The organism is Streptomyces sp. NBC_01296 (assembly GCF_035984415.1).
In the GTDB taxonomy this organism is placed as follows: Bacteria; Actinomycetota; Actinomycetes; order Streptomycetales; family Streptomycetaceae; genus Streptomyces.
The window spans coordinates 883,199-904,902 of record NZ_CP130720.1 but is presented as its reverse complement, the minus strand read 5'-3'; the positions used below and the strand labels follow the sequence as shown (position 1 = coordinate 904,902).

General features: G+C 71.3%; 13 protein-coding genes and 1 pseudogene. 5 read left to right on the top strand and 9 right to left on the bottom strand.

What is annotated here, in order from left to right; genetic code table 11:
* Positions 1–115 precede the first annotated feature (115 nt).
* Positions 116–2,353: an MMPL family transporter gene (locus OG299_RS04430; RefSeq protein WP_327360547.1), complete on the top strand. Its 2,238-nt coding sequence runs from the start codon at positions 116–118 to the stop codon at positions 2,351–2,353.
* A gap of 11 nt (positions 2,354–2,364) precedes the next feature.
* Positions 2,365–3,093: an LmeA family phospholipid-binding protein gene (locus tag OG299_RS04425; protein WP_327360546.1), complete on the top strand. Its 729-nt coding sequence runs from the start codon at positions 2,365–2,367 to the stop codon at positions 3,091–3,093.
* Here the strand turns inward: OG299_RS04425 and OG299_RS04420 are convergent.
* The 4 genes from OG299_RS04420 to OG299_RS04405 are packed head-to-tail and all read right to left on the bottom strand — an operon-like array spanning position 3,086 to position 8,444.
* Positions 3,086–3,901, bottom strand: a complete 816-nt coding sequence (locus OG299_RS04420) for a class I SAM-dependent methyltransferase (RefSeq protein ID WP_327360545.1) — start codon at positions 3,899–3,901, stop codon at positions 3,086–3,088. The genes OG299_RS04425 and OG299_RS04420 overlap by 8 nt on opposite strands.
* 25 nt (positions 3,902–3,926) lie before the next feature.
* Positions 3,927–4,898 (bottom strand): antibiotic biosynthesis monooxygenase, encoded by a 972-nt coding sequence (locus tag OG299_RS04415; RefSeq protein ID WP_327360544.1) that lies wholly within the window; start codon positions 4,896–4,898, stop codon positions 3,927–3,929.
* Positions 4,899–4,902: 4 nt separating this feature from the next.
* Positions 4,903–7,620 carry a molybdopterin-dependent oxidoreductase gene (locus tag OG299_RS04410; protein ID WP_327360543.1) on the bottom strand — a complete coding sequence of 906 codons (2,718 nt, stop codon included), beginning with the start codon at positions 7,618–7,620 and terminating at the stop codon, positions 4,903–4,905.
* Entirely contained in the window at positions 7,617–8,444 is an 828-nt protein-coding gene (locus tag OG299_RS04405; RefSeq protein ID WP_327364450.1) for an FAD binding domain-containing protein, read from the bottom strand. The genes OG299_RS04410 and OG299_RS04405 overlap by 4 nt, the downstream gene beginning before the upstream one ends.
* A 191-nt stretch (positions 8,445–8,635) precedes the next feature.
* Between OG299_RS04405 and OG299_RS04400 the strand changes: the two genes are divergently transcribed.
* Positions 8,636–11,140 carry an MDR family MFS transporter gene (locus OG299_RS04400; RefSeq protein ID WP_327360542.1) on the top strand — a complete coding sequence of 835 codons (2,505 nt, stop codon included), beginning with the start codon at positions 8,636–8,638 and terminating at the stop codon, positions 11,138–11,140.
* Positions 11,141–11,173: 33 nt separating this feature from the next.
* Here OG299_RS04400 and OG299_RS04395 read toward each other — a convergent pair whose 3' ends face one another.
* The 3 genes from OG299_RS04395 to OG299_RS04385 form a co-directional block, all read right to left on the bottom strand.
* Positions 11,174–14,074 carry an ATP-binding protein gene (locus OG299_RS04395; RefSeq protein WP_327360541.1) on the bottom strand — a complete coding sequence of 967 codons (2,901 nt, stop codon included), beginning with the start codon at positions 14,072–14,074 and terminating at the stop codon, positions 11,174–11,176.
* A 191-nt stretch (positions 14,075–14,265) separates the two neighbouring features.
* Positions 14,266–15,618, bottom strand: coding sequence for a cytochrome P450 (locus OG299_RS04390; RefSeq protein WP_266637856.1), 1,353 nt, complete (start codon positions 15,616–15,618; stop codon positions 14,266–14,268).
* Between the two features lie 14 nt (positions 15,619–15,632).
* Positions 15,633–16,565: a terpene synthase family protein gene (locus OG299_RS04385; RefSeq protein WP_327360540.1), complete on the bottom strand. Its 933-nt coding sequence runs from the start codon at positions 16,563–16,565 to the stop codon at positions 15,633–15,635.
* Positions 16,566–17,355: 790 nt separating this feature from the next.
* On the opposite strand from OG299_RS04385, the gene OG299_RS04380 reads away from it, so the two are divergent.
* Positions 17,356–17,805, top strand: a complete 450-nt coding sequence (locus OG299_RS04380; RefSeq protein WP_327360539.1) for a hypothetical protein — start codon at positions 17,356–17,358, stop codon at positions 17,803–17,805.
* A 309-nt stretch (positions 17,806–18,114) separates the two neighbouring features.
* On the opposite strand, the pseudogene OG299_RS04375 reads toward OG299_RS04380, so the two are convergent.
* Together OG299_RS04375 and OG299_RS04370 are read right to left on the bottom strand one after the other, a co-directional pair.
* A pseudogene (locus tag OG299_RS04375) lies at positions 18,115–18,990 on the bottom strand (aminoglycoside phosphotransferase family protein); the annotation flags it as partial.
* A gap of 4 nt (positions 18,991–18,994) precedes the next feature.
* Positions 18,995–19,804 (bottom strand): dienelactone hydrolase family protein, encoded by an 810-nt coding sequence (locus OG299_RS04370; RefSeq protein WP_266637861.1) that lies wholly within the window; start codon positions 19,802–19,804, stop codon positions 18,995–18,997.
* A 424-nt stretch (positions 19,805–20,228) separates the two neighbouring features.
* Between OG299_RS04370 and OG299_RS04365 the strand changes: the two genes are divergently transcribed.
* Positions 20,229–21,695 (top strand): lipase family protein, encoded by a 1,467-nt coding sequence (locus tag OG299_RS04365; RefSeq protein WP_266637863.1) that lies wholly within the window; start codon positions 20,229–20,231, stop codon positions 21,693–21,695.
* The last annotated feature ends 9 nt before the right edge of the window (positions 21,696–21,704 follow it).

The window sequence follows — 21,704 nt, the reverse complement described above, 5'->3', positions numbered from 1 at the left end:
GAATGTGCACTCAGAGTGCAACTTCATTCGTGGAGGGAAACGCAGCACGATGTTCCTTGCCCTGGGCCGCTGGTGTGCCCGTAGACCGAGACGGATCCTTGCCGTCTGGGCGGCCGTGACGATCGCCGTCGCCGCCGTCGTGATGCTCCACGGCCGGGTCACCAGCGAGGCGGTGGCCATCCCCGGCAGCGACAGCCAGGCGGCCCGGGACGCGGCCGAGTCCTTCCACGGGCCCGTCTCCGGCAACCAGCCGCTCGTCCTGCACACGGCCCCCGACGGGCCCGTGCTCACCTCCGCCGCCGCGCAGCAGGCGGTCGAGGCGGCGGCCCGGGACGTGGCCCGGGTGGACCACGTGGTGAGCGCCGCCGCGCCGTACGGGCCTTCCGGCCTGGCGGCCATGAGCCCGGACGGCCACACCGCCTACCTATCGGTCGGGCTGGACGTGACCGGGCGCGACATCACCCCGAAGATCAGCGAGGCCGTGCTGTCGGCGGCCACCGGGCCCGCCCGGCAGGCCGGCATCGAGGTCACGGCCGGCGGCGACCTCGCGGCCGCCGCCGACAAGGGGTCCACCGCCCACAGTGAGCTGATCGGTCTCGCCGCGGCCGCGGTCATCCTGTTCCTCGGGCTGCGCAGGGTCCTCGCGGCCGGCCTTCCCCTGCTGATCGGGATCGTGGGGCTGGTGATCTCGCTCTCGGCGATCGGGCTGGTCGGGCACGTCCTCGACATGCCCTCGGCGGGCGCCACGATCGCGGCGATGATCGGCCTCGGCGTGGGCATCGACTACACCCTCTTCTGCCTGACGCGGTTCCGTGAGCTCCTGGCCGAGGGGCACGGGGTGGTGGACGCCGCCGGATACACCACGGCGAGTGCGGGCAAGGCCGCCGCCTTCGCCGGCTGCGCGGTGGCCGCCGCGCTGGCGGGTCTGGCGCTCGGCGGGCTGCCGCTGCTGTACGCGCTGGCGCTCGCCCCGGCGATCGCCGTACTCGTCGCGGTCCTCGCGGCCCTGACCCTGCTGCCGGCCCTGCTCGCGCTGCTCGGCCACCGGCTGGGCCGGAAGGCGGGCCACCGGCCGGCCCCCGCGAAACCTGCCCCCGACGCAGCCGGTGCGGCCGACGCGACCGGGACGGACCCGGTGCCCGACCCCGCGGGCGTGCGCTGGCAGCGGTTCGCCGCGCACGTGGCGGGCCGTCCCTGGCGCTATCTGCTCGCGAGCCTGCTCCTGGTGGGCGTACTGGCCGCGCCGGCCGCCGGGTTGACGTTCGGCCAGCTCGACGCGGGGGACAAGGCGGCCGGCACGTCGAGCCGTACCGCGTACGAGCAGCTGGCCGAGGCCTTCGGACCGGGCGTGAACGGCCCCCTCCAGGTGACCGGGACCTTGCCGACGGCGGCCGACGGACCGTCCGACCCCCGCGTCTCGACGGTCACCAAGACCCTCGGTCGGACCCCCGGCGTGGCCGCAGTGAGCCCGGCCCGGCTCGGCCCGGACGGTCGTACCGTCCTGTGGCAGGTCACCCCCACCACCGGCCCGGGCGACCCGGCCACCGTCGCGCTCGTGGACCGGCTGCGGGACAGCGCCCTGCCCGGGGCCACCGCCAACACCGGGGCCACCACCCACGTCGGCGGGCCGACGGCCGCGCAGGCCGACCTGAACGCACGGCTTGCCGCCCGGCTGCCGGCGATCATCGCCACCGTCGTGCTCGTCGCCGGACTGCTGCTCCTCCTCGCCTTCCGCGCACCGGTGGTCGCGGTCAAGGCGGCCGTGATGAACCTGCTCTCGGTCGCGGCCTCGTACGGCGTACTGACCGCCGTGTTCCAGTGGGGCTGGGGGGCGGGCCCGCTCGGCCTCGACGGCCCCGTGCCGATACCCGGATACGTCCCGCTGCTGATGTTCGCGGTGCTCTTCGGGCTCTCCATGGACTACGAGGTGTTCCTCCTGAGCGCCGTGCGCGCGTCCTACCTCCGGCACCGGGACAACACGCGCGCCGTGGTCGACGGACTCGCAGGGACGGCCCGGATCATCACCTCGGCGGCGATGATCATGGTCTGTGTGTTCCTCAGCTACCTGCTCTCCGAGGACCCCGTGGTGAAGATGTTCGGCATCGGACTGGCCACGGCCGTCGCCCTGGACGCCACCGTCGTCCGCGGACTGCTCGTCCCGACCAGCATGGTGCTGCTCGGCGAGCGCAACTGGTGGCTGCCCGCCCGGCTCGACCGCATGCTCCCCCGGGTGGACATCGAGGGCACCCCGACACCCCCCGTGCGCGGCCGGTCCCAGGCCGCCGCCACCGCTCCGGCTCCGCCCACCGCATCCACCGCCGCGCCCGGCCCCGACCGGCTTCCCGCTCCCTGAGGTACACGCCCATGCCCCTGAAACCCCTGCACACCCTGACCCCTCCGAAAAGCCGGACCGTACGTACCGCTCCGCCGCGGCGCCGGGCCCGGCGCGTCATCGCCGTGGCCGTGCTGGCGGGCGCCCTGCTGCTCGCGGTCGACGCCCTCGCCCGTCAGGTGGGCGAGGAGAGGTTCGCCGACCGGATCGCCGCCCGCCAGGGCAGCGGTCTCACGTCGCCGGAGGTCACCATCGAGGGCTACCCCTTCCTGCTCGACGCCGCCCGGGGCAGCCACCCCGAGGTGCGCGTCAAGGGCGACGCCCGGACGAGCGACGGCATCCCGGTGAAGGCCGCGGTCGACCTCCACCGGGTGTCCGAGCACACCGGCGGCTACGCGGCGGAGTCGCTGGACGCCGCGTTCACGGCCCCGTTCGCCTCGCTCGGCTCCCGAGGCGACCGCAGCGTCCGCCTCTCCGATGCGGGCAACGGCCGGGTACGGATCGAGGCCGCCGTCGTGGGCATGCCGCTGGTCATCACGGCCGAACTCCGCCTCGACGCAGGCGCCGTCACCCTCAGCGCGGACAGCGCCTCCCTGGCCGGCCGCCCGATCGACCCGGCCACCCCCGCCATCGGCAGGGCGCTGTCGGAGCGCAGCCGGGAGATCCCGCCCCTCCCGATGGGCCTGCAGCCCACCGCCGTATCGGTGGGCCACGGCGGGGTGACCGTGCACGCCCGAGCGCAACGCACGGACCTCACCTGACGAGGTCGGCCTGCCTCCGGCCCCAGGCGGTGAGCATTCCGGGCGACAGCGCGGCGCAGTCCGGCGAGTCGAGATACCGGATCGCCTCGTCGACCGTCGCGTCCTCGACCAGTGCGGTGGCCACGATCGCCTCTCTGGCCCGGTCCCATGTCCCGGCCCAGAAGCGGCTGATGGGGCTGTGCGGGACCAGGGGCGGCACCCGTATCTCGGCGGCCACCGACACAAGTCCCGCATCGCGCATGTGCCGTGGGTAGTCCGGGACCCACGAGACGTCGGTGCCGATGGTGTCCCGCAGCCCTTGCCACATGGCCTGCATGACCCGGGTGTACGGGGTCGGCGGCGCGGCAGCGGTCGTCAGGTCGACCGCGTCGCTGAGGACCAGCACCCCGTCCTCGGCCAGCAGGCCGGCGAGCCCGGCGATCAGGCGCCGCCACGACCGCAGGTGCATCAGGACGAACCGGGCGTGGACGAGCTGGAAACGGCGGCCGGGGTCGAACCCCGGCCCGCTGATGTCCGCCTCCAGGAGGTCGAGCCCCGGCAGTGGACGGGAGCCGAGGAACCGCACGTCGCGGTCGACCGCGAGTACGTTGCGCACCCCGGCCTCCTCGATCAGCCGCCGGGCGATCGTTCCGGTGCCGGCCCCCGCCTCGAGGCAGTTCCAGCCCGGCCCGGCTCCCAGGGCGCGCAGGCGGTCCATCGTCATGTCGTCGTACGTGAGTGCCCCGAGGTCGATCCGGTCGTCCTCGCCCGCCTGCTCGGGCCGGAACACGGCCTCACCGTAGCGGCCTTGCCTGTCGCCTGTGCTCATGCGTCGCTCACCACCTCTGCGCAGCTCAGGGCAGTGTCCAGATCTTGGTCGTCACGACGTAGAAGACGAAGACCCAGAACAGGTTCGCCACCGCGACGATCCCGAGGCCGATGAGGTTGGTCTTCAGCGCCGGTTGGTCCGGGGCGGGGCGCAGCCACCGCTTGAGCAGCGGGTTCACGTAGAACGGCATCGTGAAGAAGCTCATGACCAAGCTCGAGAGGAGGTTTCCCACGAGCAGCCCGATCCAGAGCGGCAGCTTCAGCGGCGACAGGGCGAGCGCCAGCAGTACGACCGTCGGGTACAGGCCGACCCAGATCGCGATGGCGGTCTTCGTGACCGACGGCGGCGGTGCTTCCTTGCCGTTCTCGTCGAAGGCGAACCAACTGCCGAACGAGTTGTCGACGGTGCGCATCTTGAAGTCGCTGAACTTCTCGCCCTCGGCGAGGACATCCTGCCGCTCGGTCGACGTCAGCCAGGCGTCGAGGTGCTCGGCGTTGTCGAACCGGTACAGCGTGGTCCATTCGTCATGGACTCCCTCGACCGGCCGGAAGAGCTCGGTTCCGCGGAATCCTTCGAAGTTGCTCTCGGCCTCGCTGATGTGCCGCTGCCATGCGAGGAAATCATCGACGGAATCCGGGTGGACTCGGTGGCTGACCACCACGGTCACCAGCGGATCTGCCGGCCGGGTGCCACCGCTGAGCACCTGCTGGGTCGCCGGGCCGTCGAAGAACTCGCTGCCGGCGTCGAGGAGCCGCTGCCTGGTGGCGCTGTTGATCCACGTCTGCAGATGGGCTATCGAGTCGAAGCGGTACACGGTGACCCAGTCGGGCTGCAGTGCAGTCGGCGGGGAGACCTCGGAGCCGAGGGCCCCGGGGTAGTCGGCGGCCGCGGCATTGACCTCCTCCTGCCACGTCTCGTACTCCCGATCCCGTCCGGGCAGAACCTTCTGGCCGATGATCGCGGTCGCCGTGGCTTCGTCGTGTCTCTCGGTGTTCATGTTCTCAGGCCGTCTGTACCGGCCGGCTCTCGCCCAGCCGGCTGTAGATGCGTTCAGGAGTCAGGGGCAGCGCGCGGAACCGGACGCCGGTGGCGTCGTGGAGTGCATTCGCCAACGCGGGGGCCACCGGGTTGATGCAGCATTCCGCCATGCCCTTCGACCGCATGGGCCCCACGGAATCCGACGAGTTCACCAGGAGCACGTCGGTGCGCGGGACATCGGCGTAGGCGGGGATGCGGTAGTTGCGGAAGTTGGGGTTGACCATGACACCGTTCGCGTCGACGTGGAAATTCTCGGTCAGTGCGAAGCCGATTCCCTGCGCGACGCCGCCCTCCACCTGCCCGCGGACTTGCGCCGGGTTGATCACGACGGCGGCGTCGGTCGCCTGGACGCTGTACAGGATGCGGATCTCGCCCGTCACCCGGTGGACGGCGATCCGGAAGCCCTGCGTATTGGAGACCACGCTCCGGGGCGAGCCGTAGGCCTTGCGGGCAGCGGTGAAACGGATCCCGCGCGCCCGGGCCAGGGCGACGAGTTCGGCCAACGACACGCGCTGGTCCCCGCAGACGACGCAGTCGTCGGCCATCGAACACATCACGAGGTGGACGCCCGTATGGGCGGCGGCGAATTCCAGGATGCGGTCGCGCACCGCGTTGGCCGCTCGAAGTACCGCATTGCCCGATACGAAAAGGCCCGCACTCGCGAAGGCGCCGGTGTCGAATCCCGTGCGGTCGGTGTCGGACTGCACCAGACGGATCCGCGACGGCGTCGTGCCGAGCTGGTTGGCCGCGATCTGGACGTGGGCGGTCGAGGTGCCCTCGCCGAATTCCACGGTCCCCACGGCCAGTTCGTAGACGAGGTCGTCGCCGAGCGTGACCCAGGCCTCCGACACGTGTTCGGTCGGGGGCGCGGTCTCGTGCAGGGAACTCGCGACGCCGGCCCCTACGAGCCACCCTGGGCCGGGCGACGGCTGATCGGCAGTCCGGGCCATGGCCCGGTCCACCAGGTCGATGCACTTCGAGAGTCCGTCCTCCGAGAAGATCACGTCGTCCGGGCCGTCGTGCAGGGCGACGAGCGGCTCGCCGGGCCGCACGATGTTGCGCCGTCGCAGTTCGAGCGGATCCATGTGCAACGCGCGTGCCAGTTCGTGCATCGCCGATTCCACGGCGAACGCCGGCTGCGTCATCCCGTACCCGCGCAGCGCCCCGCTCGGCACGGTGTTCGTGTAGACCGAGTACGCGTCGTACTTCTTGTTGGGGCAGCGGTAGATCATGACGGCAGCGCCTCCCGCGTACAGCGTTTCGCCGCCGTGGTTGCCGTAGGCGCCCGTGTTCGACACGTTGCGGACCTGGAACGCCGTGAGCCTGCCGTCCGCCTTCGCACCGAGCTTGACCGTCAGCTTCATCGGATGCCGCGGTGACGCCGTGGTGAACTCCTCCTCGCGGGTGTACTCGAAGCAGACAGGCCGCCCGGTGTCCAGGGTGGCGAGCGCGGCCAGATCCTCCGAGATCACTTCCTGCTTGCCGCCGAAGCCGCCGCCGACGCGCTTGCAGAACACGCGGAGCTGGTCGGGGCGCAGTGCGAACAGATAGGCGAGTTTGACCTTCGCGATCGACGGCGACTGCGAACTGGTGCGGACGTTCAGGCGGCCGTTCTCCATCCAGGCGATCGAGCCGTGGGTCTCGAGGTGCGCGTGCTGCACGCGCGGTGAGAAGTACGTGCCTTCGTGGATCAGGTCGGCCTCGGCGAACCCGGCGTCGACATCACCGATGTGGGAGTGGATCTCGAGCAGGACGTTGCGGGCGGGATCGCGGGCGAACGGATCGTCCGTGCCGTGCAGCTGTGGCGCGCCCTCGGTCATCGCCTCTTCGGGGTCGAACACCGCCGGCAGCACCTCGTAGTCGACGTGGACCCTGCGGCAGCCCTCCTCCGCCGCGGCGACCGTGTCGGCCAGGACGGCGACGACGCGCTGGCCGACGAAGCGGACCGTGTCGTCGAGGATGAAGGTGTCGTCCGGATCGACCAGGTGGTCGGTGTGGATGGCCGTGGTGAAGCGCCTGCGCGGCACGTCCTCCCAGGTGTAGACGCGGTGCACGCCGGGAACGGCGAGTGCGTCGGTCTTGTCGATCGAGACGATCCGGGCGTGCGCGTGCGGTGAGTGCAGCACCTTGAGGTGCAGCATGCCTTCGATGTAGGTGTCCATCGTGAACTCGGCGCGACCGGTCACCACGTCGTCGGCGGCCGGCGCGCCGACGCTCGTCCCGACGGCTCTTCCCGGCGCGGCGCTCTCCACGCCGACGACGCCCTGCACGGCGTCCTCGATCCCCCGATAGCCGGTGCAGCGGCAGAGGTTGCCCTTCAGCGCCCGCGGCAGGTCCGCTTTCTGGGCCTCGGTGAACGTTGCCGAGGTCATGATCATCCCTGCGGTGCAGAAACCGCACTGGAACCCGGGGGCGTCGCGGAACCGGCGCTGCATCGGATGCAGGTGGCCCGGCGATCCGAGCCCCTCGATCGTGGTCACCGCATGACCGTCCGCACGGAACGCCGGGGTGATGCAGCTGTGGACCGGGGTGCCGTCCAACCAGACGGTACAGGCGCCGCAATCGCCGGCGTCGCAGCCCTTCTTGACGCCGTAGTGGCCGAGGGAGCGGAGGAAAGTGCGCAGGCACTGGCCGGGTTCCGGCTCCTCGTCGAAGGTCTTGCCGTTCACGGTGTACGTCATTGCGGACCCCCGGTCATGAGTTCGCGACGCATCTCCTCGGCGAAGTGCTTCGTCAGGTGGCGACGGTGTTCGGGAGTTCCGTTGGGGTCCGCGAACCAGACGTCGGCGGGGATGACGTCGATGCTCTGCTGCAGGGTTGCGGCATCGGGCATGGAGTCGAACGCCATGCGCACCGGGCGTGTGGTGCCGGCCGTGACGGTCAGCAGCAGGTCGCCCCTTCCCGGCGTCTGCGTACCGAGGAGGAACACCGTCGAACGGCCGAGGTGGGTCAGGGTGAAGCGGCGGTGCGCGGTGCGTTTGCGCAGGGCGTGCGCCGGGATGTCGATGCGCCGCAGGATTTCCCCGGGAGCGAGGACGTTGCGATGGTCGCCGGTCACGAAATCGAGGGCATCGACGATGCGCGTGGACCCGTCGGGAGCCCACAGCTCGTACGTCGCCTCGAGGGCGACCGTCAGCGTGATCATGGGGCCGGCCGGCAAGGACATGCAGATGTTGCCGCCGACGGTCGCCGAGTTCCAGACCTTGAAGGAGGAGAGGAACGCCTCGCAGCTCGTCGCGAAAAGGCCGCCCGCGATCCAATCCGCCGGCGGCGTGAAGGCATGGAGGTCGCGGACGGTGCACGTTGCACCTATCTCGAGGCCCTTGTCGTGCGGGACGAGCGGATCCCAACGCAATGCCGTCAGGTCGATGAGGCGGTGCAGGCCCGGCTGCTCCGCAGAGAACAGCCAGGTTCCGCCGGCGAGCCAGGCGTCGCCTTCGCGCCAGTCCACGCCCGGACGGTCGGACGGCCGCCGGACGACTTCGGTGACGGTGTTCAGATCCATGGGAACTGATCTCCCTCGATGCTCTTCAAAGGATATCGCCGTACGTGTCAGGCTGGCCAAGCGAGCGTCGGGGCCGACATGCGCAGCGCATTCCATGCTCATATGAGCATGGAATGCGGCTCTTCCCGGCCACTGATCGAATTCGGCCGATGTCCCCACCGGTGTTGGATAGTTGGACTATCCTTCCCCCCGTGGACCAGCTGATCGCCGAAGACCCGCCGCGCATAGGCCCGTACCGATTGATCGCCCGGCTGGGCGCAGGCGGCATGGGCCTGGTCTATCTGGGTCGCTCCGAGGGCGGCCGTACCGTCGCCGTGAAAGTCGTGCAGGCCGAGTACGCCGGGCACCCCGAGTTCCGCAAGCGCTTCGCCCGCGAAGTGGCCGCTGCGCGCAGGGTGGGCGGGAGTTGTACGGCGGCCGTGCTCGATGCCGATCCCGAGGCCGCCATCCCCTGGGTGGCCACCCAGTACATCCCGGGGCCCGACCTGCACGCCGTGGTCGCCGAGCACTTCGGGCCGCTGCCCGAGCACTCGGTGCACACCCTCGCCAACCGCCTCGCCCTCGCCCTCCAGGCCGTGCACGGGGCGGGCCTGATCCACCGCGACCTCAAGCCGTCCAACGTCCTCGTCACCGTCGACGGGCCCCGCGTCATCGACTTCGGCATCGCACGGGCGATGGACAGCCTCGCCGACGACCACAGCCTGCACACCCGCACCGGCATGCTGATCGGTTCCCCGGGCTTCATGTCGCCGGAACAGGTCCGCGGCCTCGAACTCACCCCCGCCAGCGACGTCTTCTGCCTGGGCGCCGTTCTCGTCTACGCGGCCACCGGGCGGCTCCTCTTCGGCGCCACCGACACCGGGCTCAACGCCCACCTCTTCCGGGTCGCGGAGGAGGAGGCGGACCTGACCGGCGTACCGGAGACGCTGGTCGACCTCGTACGCGCATGCCTGCACAAGGACCCGGCCCGCCGGCCCACCCCCCAGGAGGTGGCCGAGCGCACGGCGACGGACCAGGCCGCGGAGTGGCTGCCGGGCGCGGTGCTGGCACAACTCGGCCGCCATGCCGCCGAGTTGCTGGACTTCGCCCCCGCCGCGCATGCCCCGGCCCCCGCCGAGACCGCCGCCCCGCAGCCCGGGCCGCCGGCGCCCCCGCCGCCCGAGTACGCCCCGACGGCCGCCGGGCCCTTCGATCCCTCGCAGGGATTCGGCCCGCCCCCGGGCCCGCCCCCGGGCGCCTGGACCGTACCCCCGCCCCGGGCCCCGCTCCCGGACCCGGCGTCCCCGCACCCCAGGCGCTGGTGGGGCTTGGTGGTGATCGCCCTGGCGCAGCTGATGGTGCTGTTCCAAGGGGCGAACTTCAACATGGCGATCCCGGCCATCCAGGCCGACCTGGGCCTCTCCGCCGACGCCCTGGAACCGATGACCAACGCCTATTTCATCGCCTTCGCCGCGGCGCTGCTGATCGGCGGGCACATCGCGGACCTCGTGGGACGCAAACAGACCGTGATCGTCGGCCTGCTCGGATGCGCAGCCGCCTCGGCGCTCGGCGGATCGGCCGGCGAGCCCGGCACGCTGGTCTGGGCCCGCGCCCTGCAGGGCGTCTTCGGCGCGCTGCTGACTGCGGCCGCCCTGTCCCTGGTGGCCACCGGCTTCACCGAACCGAAGGAACGCGGCAGGGCCTTCGGGATCTACGCCGCGGTCACCGGCGGCGGTTGGGCACTCGGGCTGGCCGCGGACGGCTGGCTCCTCGAGACCATGTCCTGGCGAGGGTCCCTGTACGCCGCCGTCCCCGTCGCCGTGATCGCCCTGATCGGCGCACTCACCCTGCTGCCCGACCGCGCGGCCGGCACATCCGGCCACTTCGACCCGCTCGGCGTGGTGCTCGGCGCCGGCGGAGTCGCCGCCCTCGTCTACGGCCTCGGCGGGGGCCAGTCGAGCGGCTGGACCACCCCCCTGGTCCTGGCCGTGCTCGCGGGGGGCGTCCTCCTGCTCGTGGCCTTCGTGTGGTGGCAGACGGCGACATCGGGCCCGCTCCTGCCGCCGTACGTCTTCAAAGACCCGAACCGCGCCGGCAGCATCCTCGGCATGATCCTGGCCGGCGCCGGCATTTTCGCCCTGTACCCGGCCGTGGGGTACTACCTCCAGAGCATCTGCGGATACGACCCCCTCATGGCCGGGCTGGCCTACCTGCCCATGGTCGCCGCCCTCGTCATCGCCTCCACCCAGGTCTCCGCCCGCCTGCTGCGCCGCGCCGCACCCCGCGTCCTTATCCTGGCGGGCATGGTGCTCACGGCCGTCGGGCTGCTCCTGCTGACCGGTCTGAGCGTCGACGGCTCCTACACGACCGAGGTCCTGCCCGGCACGCTCCTCGCCGGCTTCGGCATCGGCCTGGCCTTCGTACCGGTCTTCGCCATCGCGACCGGGGGAGTCGCCGCCGAGCACTCCGGTGGTGCTTCGGGCGCGATCACCACGGCCCAGGAGGTGGGTGCGGCGATCGGCGGGGCAGTGCTCAGCAGCGTCTTCTCGAGCCGCCTGAGCGATGCAGCGTCGTCCGACACGGCCGGCGCGGACGTGCTGGGCGGCTACACCGCCACCCTCTGGTGGGCGGCCGGCAGCGTACTGCTCGCGGGCCTGGTCGCCGCCCTGATGGTCAGGGACCGGGCACCCCGGAACGGGGCCCGCCTTCCGCTGTGACGTCCACAGCGCAAGGCGGGCGGCGTCCGGCCGTCAGATTCCCAGGGCCCGGCGCAGGCCGAGCCGGTCGGTGCCCAGCTTGGTGAAGACCGCCGAGAGCAGCTCCGACACCGCTTGGGCGTCGGTGTGCATCTTCGCCGCGATCGCCGTGTTGTCGAGGCCGAGGGCGGCGTGCCCGGCGGCCGTGTTCTCGGCGACCGTCAAGGTGTCCTGCTCGAACGTGTGCAGACGGCGGGGGCGCAGTCCGGCCGACGCGAGCTGGGAACGGGCGCGGCGTGCAAGAGCATCGGCGCCGCAGGCGGCGGCCGTTTCCATGCCCCGGTAGAGCTGCTGCGCCGCCCGGTGCGGGTCACCGAGGGTGTGCAGGGCCGTGCCGTGATCGATGAGCGCATGGGCGAGTTCGCAGGCGGCCGGGGACTGTTCGAGATGGTCCACCGCCTCCTGCAGCAGGACGGCCGCCTGGGCCGGCTCGGTGGCCGCCGCCGACACCCGCAGGGCGTGGCCGATCACGCTCGACGTGCCGAACGCACGGGCCCGGGACACCGCTTCGGCCGCCGTGGCGCGCGCCTGCTCGGGCTCGCGGGCCACCTGCGCCAGCGCCAGGTCGAGTTGCCAGGGACTCCAGGACGGGTTGCGGGTGCCGCGCAGATCCAGGCGCTTGCCCGCCGCGGAGAGGTTCTGCACCGCCTCCTCCACCCTGCCCTGGGCCAGGAGGAGTTTGCCCCACACGGCCTGCGGGTCGGGGTAGACGACCGCCTGCGGGAAGCCGTCCCCCAGCTTGTACGTGTGGGCGACCTGCTGTGCCTCCTCGGTGTTCCCGCGGGCGAGCAGCGTCTCGATGAGGGTGCCGATCGCGTACCACTGCGCCGGGGTCCCGTGTCCGATGCGGTCGGCGATCTGCAGGCCGTTGCGTACGAAGTCCTCGGCCTCGGCGAGGCGTCCGCGCCGGTAGCGGACGTACCCCAGCAGCGTGTACACGAACGACAGGTGCGCGCCGCGCCAGCCCTTCGCCTCGAACTCGACGATGCCGGTGTTGAACAGGTCCTCGGCGCGGCCCGGCTGGTCGCAGTACATGAGGGTGACGGCGACGGAGGCCGGCACCTCGAATCCGAAGTCCTGGTCGGTCCAGCTCATGCCGCCGTCCAGCGCCTGCTCCGCGTACTCCAGTGCCGTGGCGGCCGGTTCGCCGCGCATGGCGGCGTCCCAGGCCCGCAGGCCGAGGATGTGCCGCTCGGCGAGGCCGCGGCCGGTGATCCGCTTGGCGAACTGGGCGAGGAGCCGGGAGCGTGCGGGCGAGTTCTCCTCGTCGACCCGGACCGAGTTCCACTTGAACTGTTCGGCCTGCATGCGCAGCCGCGTTCGGGAGCTCGTGGCGCGCTTGGCCTCGTCCGAGAGGAGGTCGGAGGCATCCGCCAGCTGACCGGTGTGGGCCAGGGCCTGGGCGAGCCGGTACGTGATCGCCTCCCGCAGGCCCTGTTCGGCCTTGGGCTCTTCCAGCGCGGCCCTGAGCTGGTTGATGGTCGTCGCCGGATCGTGGAGGAGGTTGGCGGAGCCGAGTTCGAACAGCACCTCGGCCCGGTCCTCGACGTCCGGCGGTTCGCGCAGCGCGCGGGCCAGATAGCGCCGTGCGGCATCGGGCGCTCCCGCGGAGAAGCTGTCGCGTGCGGCCTGGCGCAGCTGCTGCACCACCCAGGGATCGCCGTCGGGGTGCATCTCGAGCAGGTGGCGGGCCGCGGCGGCGGCGCCCTGCCCGTCGTCGACGAGGGCCTGGGCCGCCATGCCGTGCATGGCGACGCGGACACTGGGCGGGATCGAACGGTAGACGGCGGTGGCGATGAGCGGATGGAAGAACTCCACGACCTCCTTGCGCCGCAGGCTGGTGAGGACGGTCAGGATGCGGGCGCTGCGCAGTTGGTCGATGGCCTCGCCGACCTGGGCCTCACCGAGGGCCGCCACACTGCCGACGATGCTGGTCGGGACCGCGGTGCCGAGCACAGCGGCGGCCCAGGCGAACCGGACGGTGGACGGTCCGAACTGTTCGAGGCGGGTGATCAGGCCGCTGCCCTTGACGGCGGAGGCCAGATCGCGCAGCTCCGGGATGCTGTCCTGGTGCGGCTTCAGCTCGCGGTCGCGGCCCTTCATGGCCAGCTCGACGACCTCGAAGGGGTTTCCGCCGGTGATCGCCCAGCACTCCCGGCAGAACACGTCGTCGGCGCTCTGGCCGAGGGCGTCGCGCACTATGCGGGCCACCGCGCTCGTGGTGAGGGGAGCCAGCTCGTGCGGACGCGTTCCCTGGCGCCCCATCAGGGCGCGCAGGGCGCCGGCGCCGGCGGGGATCTCGTCCGGCCTGCAGGCCACCATGATCAGCATGGCCAGTTCCTCGGCCCGCGCCGTGAACGCGGTCAGCCACGCCAGGGACTCGGCGTCCGCCCAGTGCGCATCGTCGAGGACCAGGACGACGGGCGCGCTGCGCACCGTCAGATGGGTGACGACCCAGTCCAGGCCGTCGCGCACGCCTTGAGGGTCGGGCGCGGTGGGGACTTCCGGGGCGGCGGTCAGCCCGAGCGCCGGGGCCACGATGTTGTACCAGGTGCCCAGGACCTCGTGCCGTTCGGCCTCGGTCATGGCGGCGAGCGCCGGCTGGATGAGCTGCCGCATCACGTGGAACGGCACCTGCTTCTCCTGCTCGCCGCCGCGGGCGAACAGTACGGTGCAGTTGCGCTCGGCGGCGTGCCGGCGGGCTTCGGCGAGCAGCGTGGTCTTGCCGATGCCGGCCGACCCCGCGAAGGTCAGCACACCCCCGCGGCGGGCGGCGGGACCGGTGTCCGTGATGCCGCAGAGATCGTCCACCGCGCGGTGGATCGCGAGAATCTCGGACTCACGTTCGAGCAGGGGCTGGGATGCCCACCCTCGCGGTTCCGTGACATGTGACATTCCTGCCCCCTCCTGCGCGTGCGGCCGAGTGTACGACCCGGGGGACGAGAAATTGCTGCTTAAGCACATTATTGCGGGATCACGTCACTCAAACGGGAGCGACGCTGTATCCTCCGCTGACGCCACGAGCGGTGTGACGTCAGCGGATCGGTGAACCCGCCCTGAAATGAACCGGATCGACCGGCCCCTGGTCAATGGCGTGAAACAGGGATCATGGGCAGCTCGCTGGGCTGGGGTATGCCCGCCGGGAGTTCACGCACCGTCACACCCGGGGCGGGGACCAGCTTCCACCGGGACGCCACGGTCGCCACCGCGGTCAGGATCTCCGCCACGGCGAACGCGTCACCGATGCACTTGTGCTGGCCCGCCCCGAACGGGATGAACCGGTGGGGCCGGGGCAGCTCGTCCCCGCCCTCCTGCCAGCGGTCCGGATCGAACGCCGTGGGATCGCGGAACAGCGCGGGGTCCCGGTGCAACGCGTACGGGCTGTAGGCCAGTTCCGCCCCGGCCGGGATGGAGACACCGCCCAGGGTGACGGGCTCCAGGGACCGCCGGGTGAACAGCAGCGGAGAGTGCAGGCGCAGCGCCTCCTGGAACACGTTGTTCGTGTACGTCAGCCGGGGGAGGTCGTCCGGGCGGACGGGGCGCGCGCCCACCACCGCGTCGACCTCGGCGTGGAGGCGCTTCTCCACCTCCGGGTGCCGGCCGAGTTCATGGAAGATCCAGGCCAGGGTGGTGGCCGGGGTCTCCGTCCCCGCGAACATGATCGCGATGACCTCGTCCCGTACCTGCTCGGCGCTCATCGTCGTGCCGGTCTCGGCGTCCACGCTGGACAAAAGCAGGGAGAGGAGGTCGTGCCGGCCCTCCTGCTCGGCGCCGTACTGCGCGATCACCTGGTCGATGACGCGGCGCAGGCGGGCGGCCGCCGAGTCGAACCTCCGGTTGGGCGGGATGGGCAGCCGGTCCAGGGACTTGGGCATGACGACGCGCAGCAGCATGCCCTCCAGGACGACGGGCAGGGAGCGGTGCACCTCCGCGATGGCAGCCCCGCTCAGGCCTCCCGAGAAGGTCATCTCGGCGACCGAGGACAGGGCGTACCGGCGGGTCTCCGTGAGCATCGAGACCTGGCGGCCCGCCGTCCACGAGGCGCACATCGCCTCCGCCGCCCGGCCCATCACCTCGGCGTAGTCGGCGATGTGGTTGCGGTGGAAGGCCGGTTGCACCATCCGGCGCTGTTTGCGGTGGAAGTCCCCGTCGGTCGTCACGATGCCGTTGCCGAACATAGGACGGAGCCGCTCGAATATCCTGCCGCGGCCGAACTGCTGGGCCTGCTGGACCAGTACGGCGTTGACGTGGTCCGGGCTCGTGAGCACGTGGACGGGCCAGGTGCCGATGTCGAGGCGCACGATGTCGCCGTACTCGCGCAGCGATTCGAGGAACGCGATCGGCTGCCGCCACAGGGGGATCGCGTGACCCAGGAGCGGTAACCGTCCCGGGGCCGCGGGGGCGTGGACCACGGGGCCGGGATGTTCCGCGTGGGTCATGGACCGACTCCCTGTCATGCCACCGAGACCAGGTCCGGGCGGATGTACGCAGACTCCAGCCCGGCTGCGAACCGTTCGTCGCTGTACCGTGTGCACTCGTAACGCTGCCACAGATCCGTGCCGATCATCCAGTCCTCGTAACTCCGCACGCACCGGGTGACCGCTGCGCGTACGGCCGGGTCCATCTCCCCCTGGGCGTCGATGACTTGAAACAGCCGTCGTTCCGCTGCCACGTAGTCCTCTATGCGGTCCTGGATGCGCCCCCAGGTCGCCTGGACGGCGTCCGGGAGGGAGCGTCCCTCCCAGGAGGAGATGAGGGAGACGAGGTTGTTGTTGTCCCCGCAGGCGTGCTCCTTCGGCAGGGAGAACATGTCGTTGCCCCACGAGATGATGTCGACGGCGCTCTCGACGACCGCCTGGAAAGCGGGGAGGTCGTGGACGGGCTGCGGCAGGTCGATTCCCAGCCCGGCCTCGACCATGTCCATCATCGGCAGCAACTGGGAACTGTGCCGGCGCATGAGGACGTAGTGCTGGATCGACGGACGTCCACCAGCCCCGCGATTGCCCGCCTCCTGGTCCAACGACCGCAGCATCAGCGGCACATGGGCCCGGTAGCGGGCCGCGGTCCCCGGGGACATCCCGGCGAGGATCCGGTCGCACAGGTCGACGAATCCGCTCACCAACGGATTGCGGCGCGATGAGGCCCTGCTGGTCCTGCCCGTCTCCAGGTATTGGGTGATGGCATCGGTGACGGGCCGCCAGGCCGCAAGTTCACCCGTCCTGATGAGATGATCGTGCTGATCGTCCAGGACGAACGACCAGGCCATCCACTCGGCGAGCAGGACGATGGTGTCGTACGGCACCTCGCCGCTCACCCGGCCCGCAAGGTGGCCGCAGCCGATGCCGGCGAACTGCTCCGAGGCGTTGGTGACGAGCTCGTGGCGCAACGCCCATGACGTGGCCTCGGCGTTGGCCCGGGCGGCCAGTGGATGCTTGGAGTTCCCGAACGGGAGATGAAAATCGGGAACAGGGAATGGGTCGAGCCGGGCCATTGATCCCCCCACGGAAGAGTCGGATTCGCCAATACCCGCTCAATGTACGATCGTCATGGCACGTGCGATTTCAGAGCGCCCTGCTGTTGCGGCACCGTCACGGCTCCACAACCGCGACTGTTCGGAATGAACCGGTCGCCAACTGACCAGATCCCGCCCACACACGACTACATCAGGCCACCCGTGAACTAATTAACTCGCAGGGCGCAGCGCACTGTCAATGTAGGAAGTGGGGAGATGCTGAATTCACCGTGGAATTACCGAAGGAATATTCGCGGCGGACGTGCGGGTGGCATAGTCGCCCCGAAACGGACGTTCGCGTGAGGGGCGCGGGGGGCTCCCGGACCGGGACTCCGTCGACGCACGTTCGGCCCCGGAGGTGCTCATGGGCCTCTTCCGGCCACTGATGCGATCGCGCGAGCGCCGGCCCCGGGAGCGCAGGTGTGCAGCGCGGGGTGGTTGCTGCGCACGGGGCGCCTGACCTCCTGTGTGACGAGGTCCCTGTCGGATCGGGTGGGCATGAACTCTGCCGGGATCAGCGGCCGTTGCGAGGCTCGGGGCGGTCCGAAGATGCCAAGTCGATGGATCACGCCACGGGTTGGAGGATGGCCGAAGACCGCCGTGCACCTCCCGCAGGCTCCCTACACTGCGAAGGGACGCGGCCGTCCGGGAAAGGGCGGGGAACATGATCGAGCACCATGCGGCAGACCCGGGGGACGGCCAGGAGGACGATGTTCTGGGCCCCTACCTGGAGGTCCTGCGGGCACGCCTGAACGGGGAGCGGTTCGAGGTGCTCATCAGGGCCGTCCAGGCCACCTGCGCACTGCTGGCCGACGGACGGGAAGCCGTCCTGGAGGTGCCGGGCGACGCCGACCTCGCCCCCGATCTGCAGCGCGAGTACCTGTCCCTCATGGCGGTCATGATCACGGGCCACCTCGACCACCGCCTCGTCGAACTGGCCGCCCCCGACGGCGGCAAGGGCTGGGCGGTCGTGGACAACACCGGCCCCCGACACCAGTTCGCGCCGTCGGCGCCCTTACCGACCTGCGATGCGGCCGAGCAGGCCTGGATCGCCCAGGAGCTCGACGGCATCGCCCGCGCCACCGACGACTCGAACAGCACGCGCGGGGGCTGACGCACCTTCGGACGGCTGCCGTGTCTTCGTGGCCGGCTCATCGCCGACGGCGCCGGGCACGCCCGACCTGCCGTGGAAGGCCGGAGCCACGAAGTCGCCCTTGGAGTTCTCGAAGCCGAAGGCGATCGACCGGCCCTCGCCGCTGCACGTGCCGGTCCGCTGGGCGCCTTGCGCGTGCGCTTGGGCGGGGCTGCCCTTGACGCCGGACTCGGTGGTGCCGTCACCCTGGTCGACCGAGGGAGAGCCCGACGGCATGGCCGAACGGGTTCCTGCTCGCCCAGCCGATCGCGGGAGGCAACGGGCCCTCGAAACCCGGTCAAGAGCCGCCCTGCCGACGCGCCCCCACGTGGGCTGCCCGCCGGGGAGACCCCGTTCCCACGCCTGGCCGATGCCGATCAGGGAAACGGCGCGCAGGGCGGCCCACCCTCGGGCCCGCCGGACCATCGCTTCGTCCGCGTCGGCGTAGGCGTCGAGGAATCGCCGGCCCGCGCCATCGGGAAGGAGCAGCCAGGCGGCCGCGAGATCCGTCGCCGGATCACCGGCGCACAGTTCGCCGAAATCGATCACACCGGACAGTGTTCCCTCCGACACGACCACGTTCGCGGGATGAAGGTCGCCATGGATCCAGACCGGTGCACCCCGCCATTCGGGAGCCGCCACGGCATCGTCCCACACGGCCCGGACGGCATCGGCGAAGCTGCTGGAAGCAACCGTTCGGATCCTCTCTTCGAACTCGTGCGTGAGCGTTGCGAGGGGGACGCCGCGGTTCGCGCCTGCCGGTGCGTCGACGGGCGCGAGCCGGTGCAGCGCCCGCAGGAAGTCTGCAAGAGCGTCTGCCGATTCGTGCGCGTGGCCGATCTCGGCGTGGTCGCCCGGCTCGCCCGGAACCCAGGTCGCCACGGTCCAGGGGTGCGGGAAGCGTGCCGATGGCGCACCGGTGCGGACGGGGACCGGTACCGGGAGCGGCAGCCGGGGGGCCAGAACGGGCAGCCAGCGATACTCCTTGCGCAGGAGCGCCGGGGCCCGCTGCGTGCGTGGCAGACGTACGGCCAACGCATCGCCGAGGCGCCACAGTTCGTTGTCCCAGCCGCCGGGCACCCGGCGCAGGCTCAGCTCTGACAGGCCCGGATGCTGATCCCGCAGCAGAGAGCGCACCAACGGCTCGTCGATGGCGAGGCGTTCCATCGGGTCAGCCGCCCAGCCGGTCGTGCAGGAACGCCGTGACCTCCGCCCGGGCCTTCAGGGCGGGGTGATCCGCCGGGGTTTCGCGGACCTCCAGGGTCAGGACCGCGTGGGCCAGGCGGCCGAAGCCGTCGCCGTTGTCCGGGGCGGAGCTGATCCGGATGACCTTGAAGGCGTCCCCGAGCCGGGAACGCAGGGTGTCGAAGCGCTCCTCAGGGGCCATCCAGTCCCCACTGAAGCGAAGCCCCATGACGCAGAGGCCGTTGTTGCGCGTGCGGTCGACGACGCGCCGGAGCTCGTCCTCGGAGACACCGGCGTCCGCGCGCTGGGCGGCGGTCAGCGCGATCGGGGCCGACGGCTGGCTCATGACGGGGGCCAGGACGGAGTCGTCCACGGCCGCGGCCAGGGCGAAACCGCCCGTGAAGCAGAGGCCGATGACACCGACCCCCGCGGCGGGGGTACGGGCCGCGAGGTCGCGGGCGAGGGCCCGGAGGTAGTCGGCGACGGGCCGGTGGGCGTTCGTGGCGAAGGCCCGGAACTCCGCGGAGACGCAGACGCGGGCGAAGACGGCCGCGGTCCGGGCGACGGAGACGGGTTTGCCCGGAGTGCCGAACAACGACGGCATCACGACGGTGAACCCCTCGCCCACCAGGTGCTCGGCGAGACCGAGCACCTCGGGAGTGATGCCGGGCAGTTCCGGCAGGAGCACCACGCCGGGGCCCTCGCCCTTCTCGAAGCAGTCGTACGTGAGCCCCTCGGCGGAGAAGGGGGCCCGGCGCCATCCGGCGAGGGTGGCGGTCGGTGCGGTGCCTGTCATTGCTCCTGCTTTCGGGCGGCGTCGAGGGGCGGTCGGGTCCTGGCGTCGGCAGCCCGACTGTACGCCGCGTGCATGCCAAGCAGTGCGCCGGAGGCCCGACCCGCCGGGCGGCGTCCCGGAGCTCATCGCGCCGACCCTCGCCCGGTCTGTGGCCGAGGCCGCGGTGGGGCGTGTCAACCGGGAGGGGGTGGGGTCATCCTCCCGGGCGCGGCCAACCCCGTCGGGTGAACCGGGCCCCTGCCGGATGCGGCGTCGCCCCCGTGGGCAGCGGCCCGCGAGGGGGTCCGGGCCGGCGGTCGCACGGCGGCTGACACGCGGAAACGAGGGTCCGGCCGCGCGGAAAGGATCACATTCGGTGCCACGATTCCCCCGCACACAACGGGCAAGGCTGCAAAGCCCTTGCACAGGGATGAGAGGTAGGAAAGTGGCGCCTCAGGTGGTCGACGAAACGGCTCAGCGTCTCCCCGCGCGGAAGGGTCCGGATGCCGCTGCCCAGAGCGCGGCCCCGGCCGTACCCGCTCCGGCCGCTCCGGAACCGGCCCCGGAGCGGATCGACTCCGAGCTCCTCATCGCGGCGTCGGTCCTGCTCGCGGACGCGGCCCTGACGGCCAAGCAGTCCGGCGCCGAGCTGACCGGAGCCCTGTGCAGCTGGCGGTTCGGGCTGGAAGCGCTGCGCCGCCCCGGCTGGGCGCTCGGTACGGCCGCTTCCTGCGCCCAGGCGCTGACCGCCTCCACCGGGCTCGGGTTCGGGGCCAACGGCGGCCTGATCGGCGAACTCGCCCGGATGGCCGGGAGCATGACGTACCGCCGCCCCGCCAAGGTGGCCATGGCCGTGGACGCCTTCGCCCTGCGGATCAAGGCGGCCGCGGCCGATCATCCCAACCTCGATGCGCCGGCCGCGCGCCGCCTCACCGACGCCATGGTGGCCGGGAACCGGCTGGAGGCACTGCGGGCGATGTACGGGCTGATCGAGCTGTTGGGCGTGACCCGCGCCCTGACCACGGTGAGCCCCGTGATCATGGAGCTGATGGCCCTGCTCGGCATGCTCGACGAGAACCCGGTCAACGACGACTTCTCATGGGTGACGCTCGCCGGCGGCGTGCCGACCACCGACCCGTTCCTCGGACTGCCGAGTTCGGTCCTGAAGTTCCTCAACCCCGGCCCCGGCCGCGCAGAACGCACCGAGCCCGACCCGATCCTCGCGAAGGTGCTCGCCACCTCCCGCAACGACATCGTCAGCTACGTGAACGACATCGGGGCCCTGGGCAACCACGGCCTGGTGCTGCTGCGCCGCGTCGCGTGCGCCGACGGCGCCGTACGGTACGTGCTCCTGCTGCCCGGCACGAGCTTCGGCCTGCTGAGCAACAGCACCCCGCAGGACCTCGTCGGCGCGTTCGACGGACTGCTGCGCACCGACACGACGTACACCCGTGCCGCGAAGAAGCTGCTCCGGCGGGCCGGGTTGCCCACCGGTTCGGACCTGATGATCGTCGGGCACAGCCTCGGCGGGATGACCGCCATGAACCTCGCGAGCGACGTGGAGGTCTCCTCCACCTACCGGGTCACGCACGTGGTCGCGATCGGCTCCCCGATCGACAGCAAGCGGCCCGCCGACCACACCACCCAGGTGATCAGCCTCGTCAACAAGCACGACGTGATCCCGGGGCTGGACGGGCGCGGACCGGCCTCGCCCAACGACATCCCCGACAGCTGGGTCGAACTGGCCTGGCTCGACGAGTCGTACGACTACCCGCTGTCGCACGCCCCGCAGGCGTACTCCGACGCGCTGCGCGGGGAGTTCACGCACCACCGGGAGCAGGTCAACAAGCTGATCGGCGCATACGACGGCGAAGTCGTCGGCAACCAGCCGTACATGCTGCGCGACAAGTGATCGCAAGTG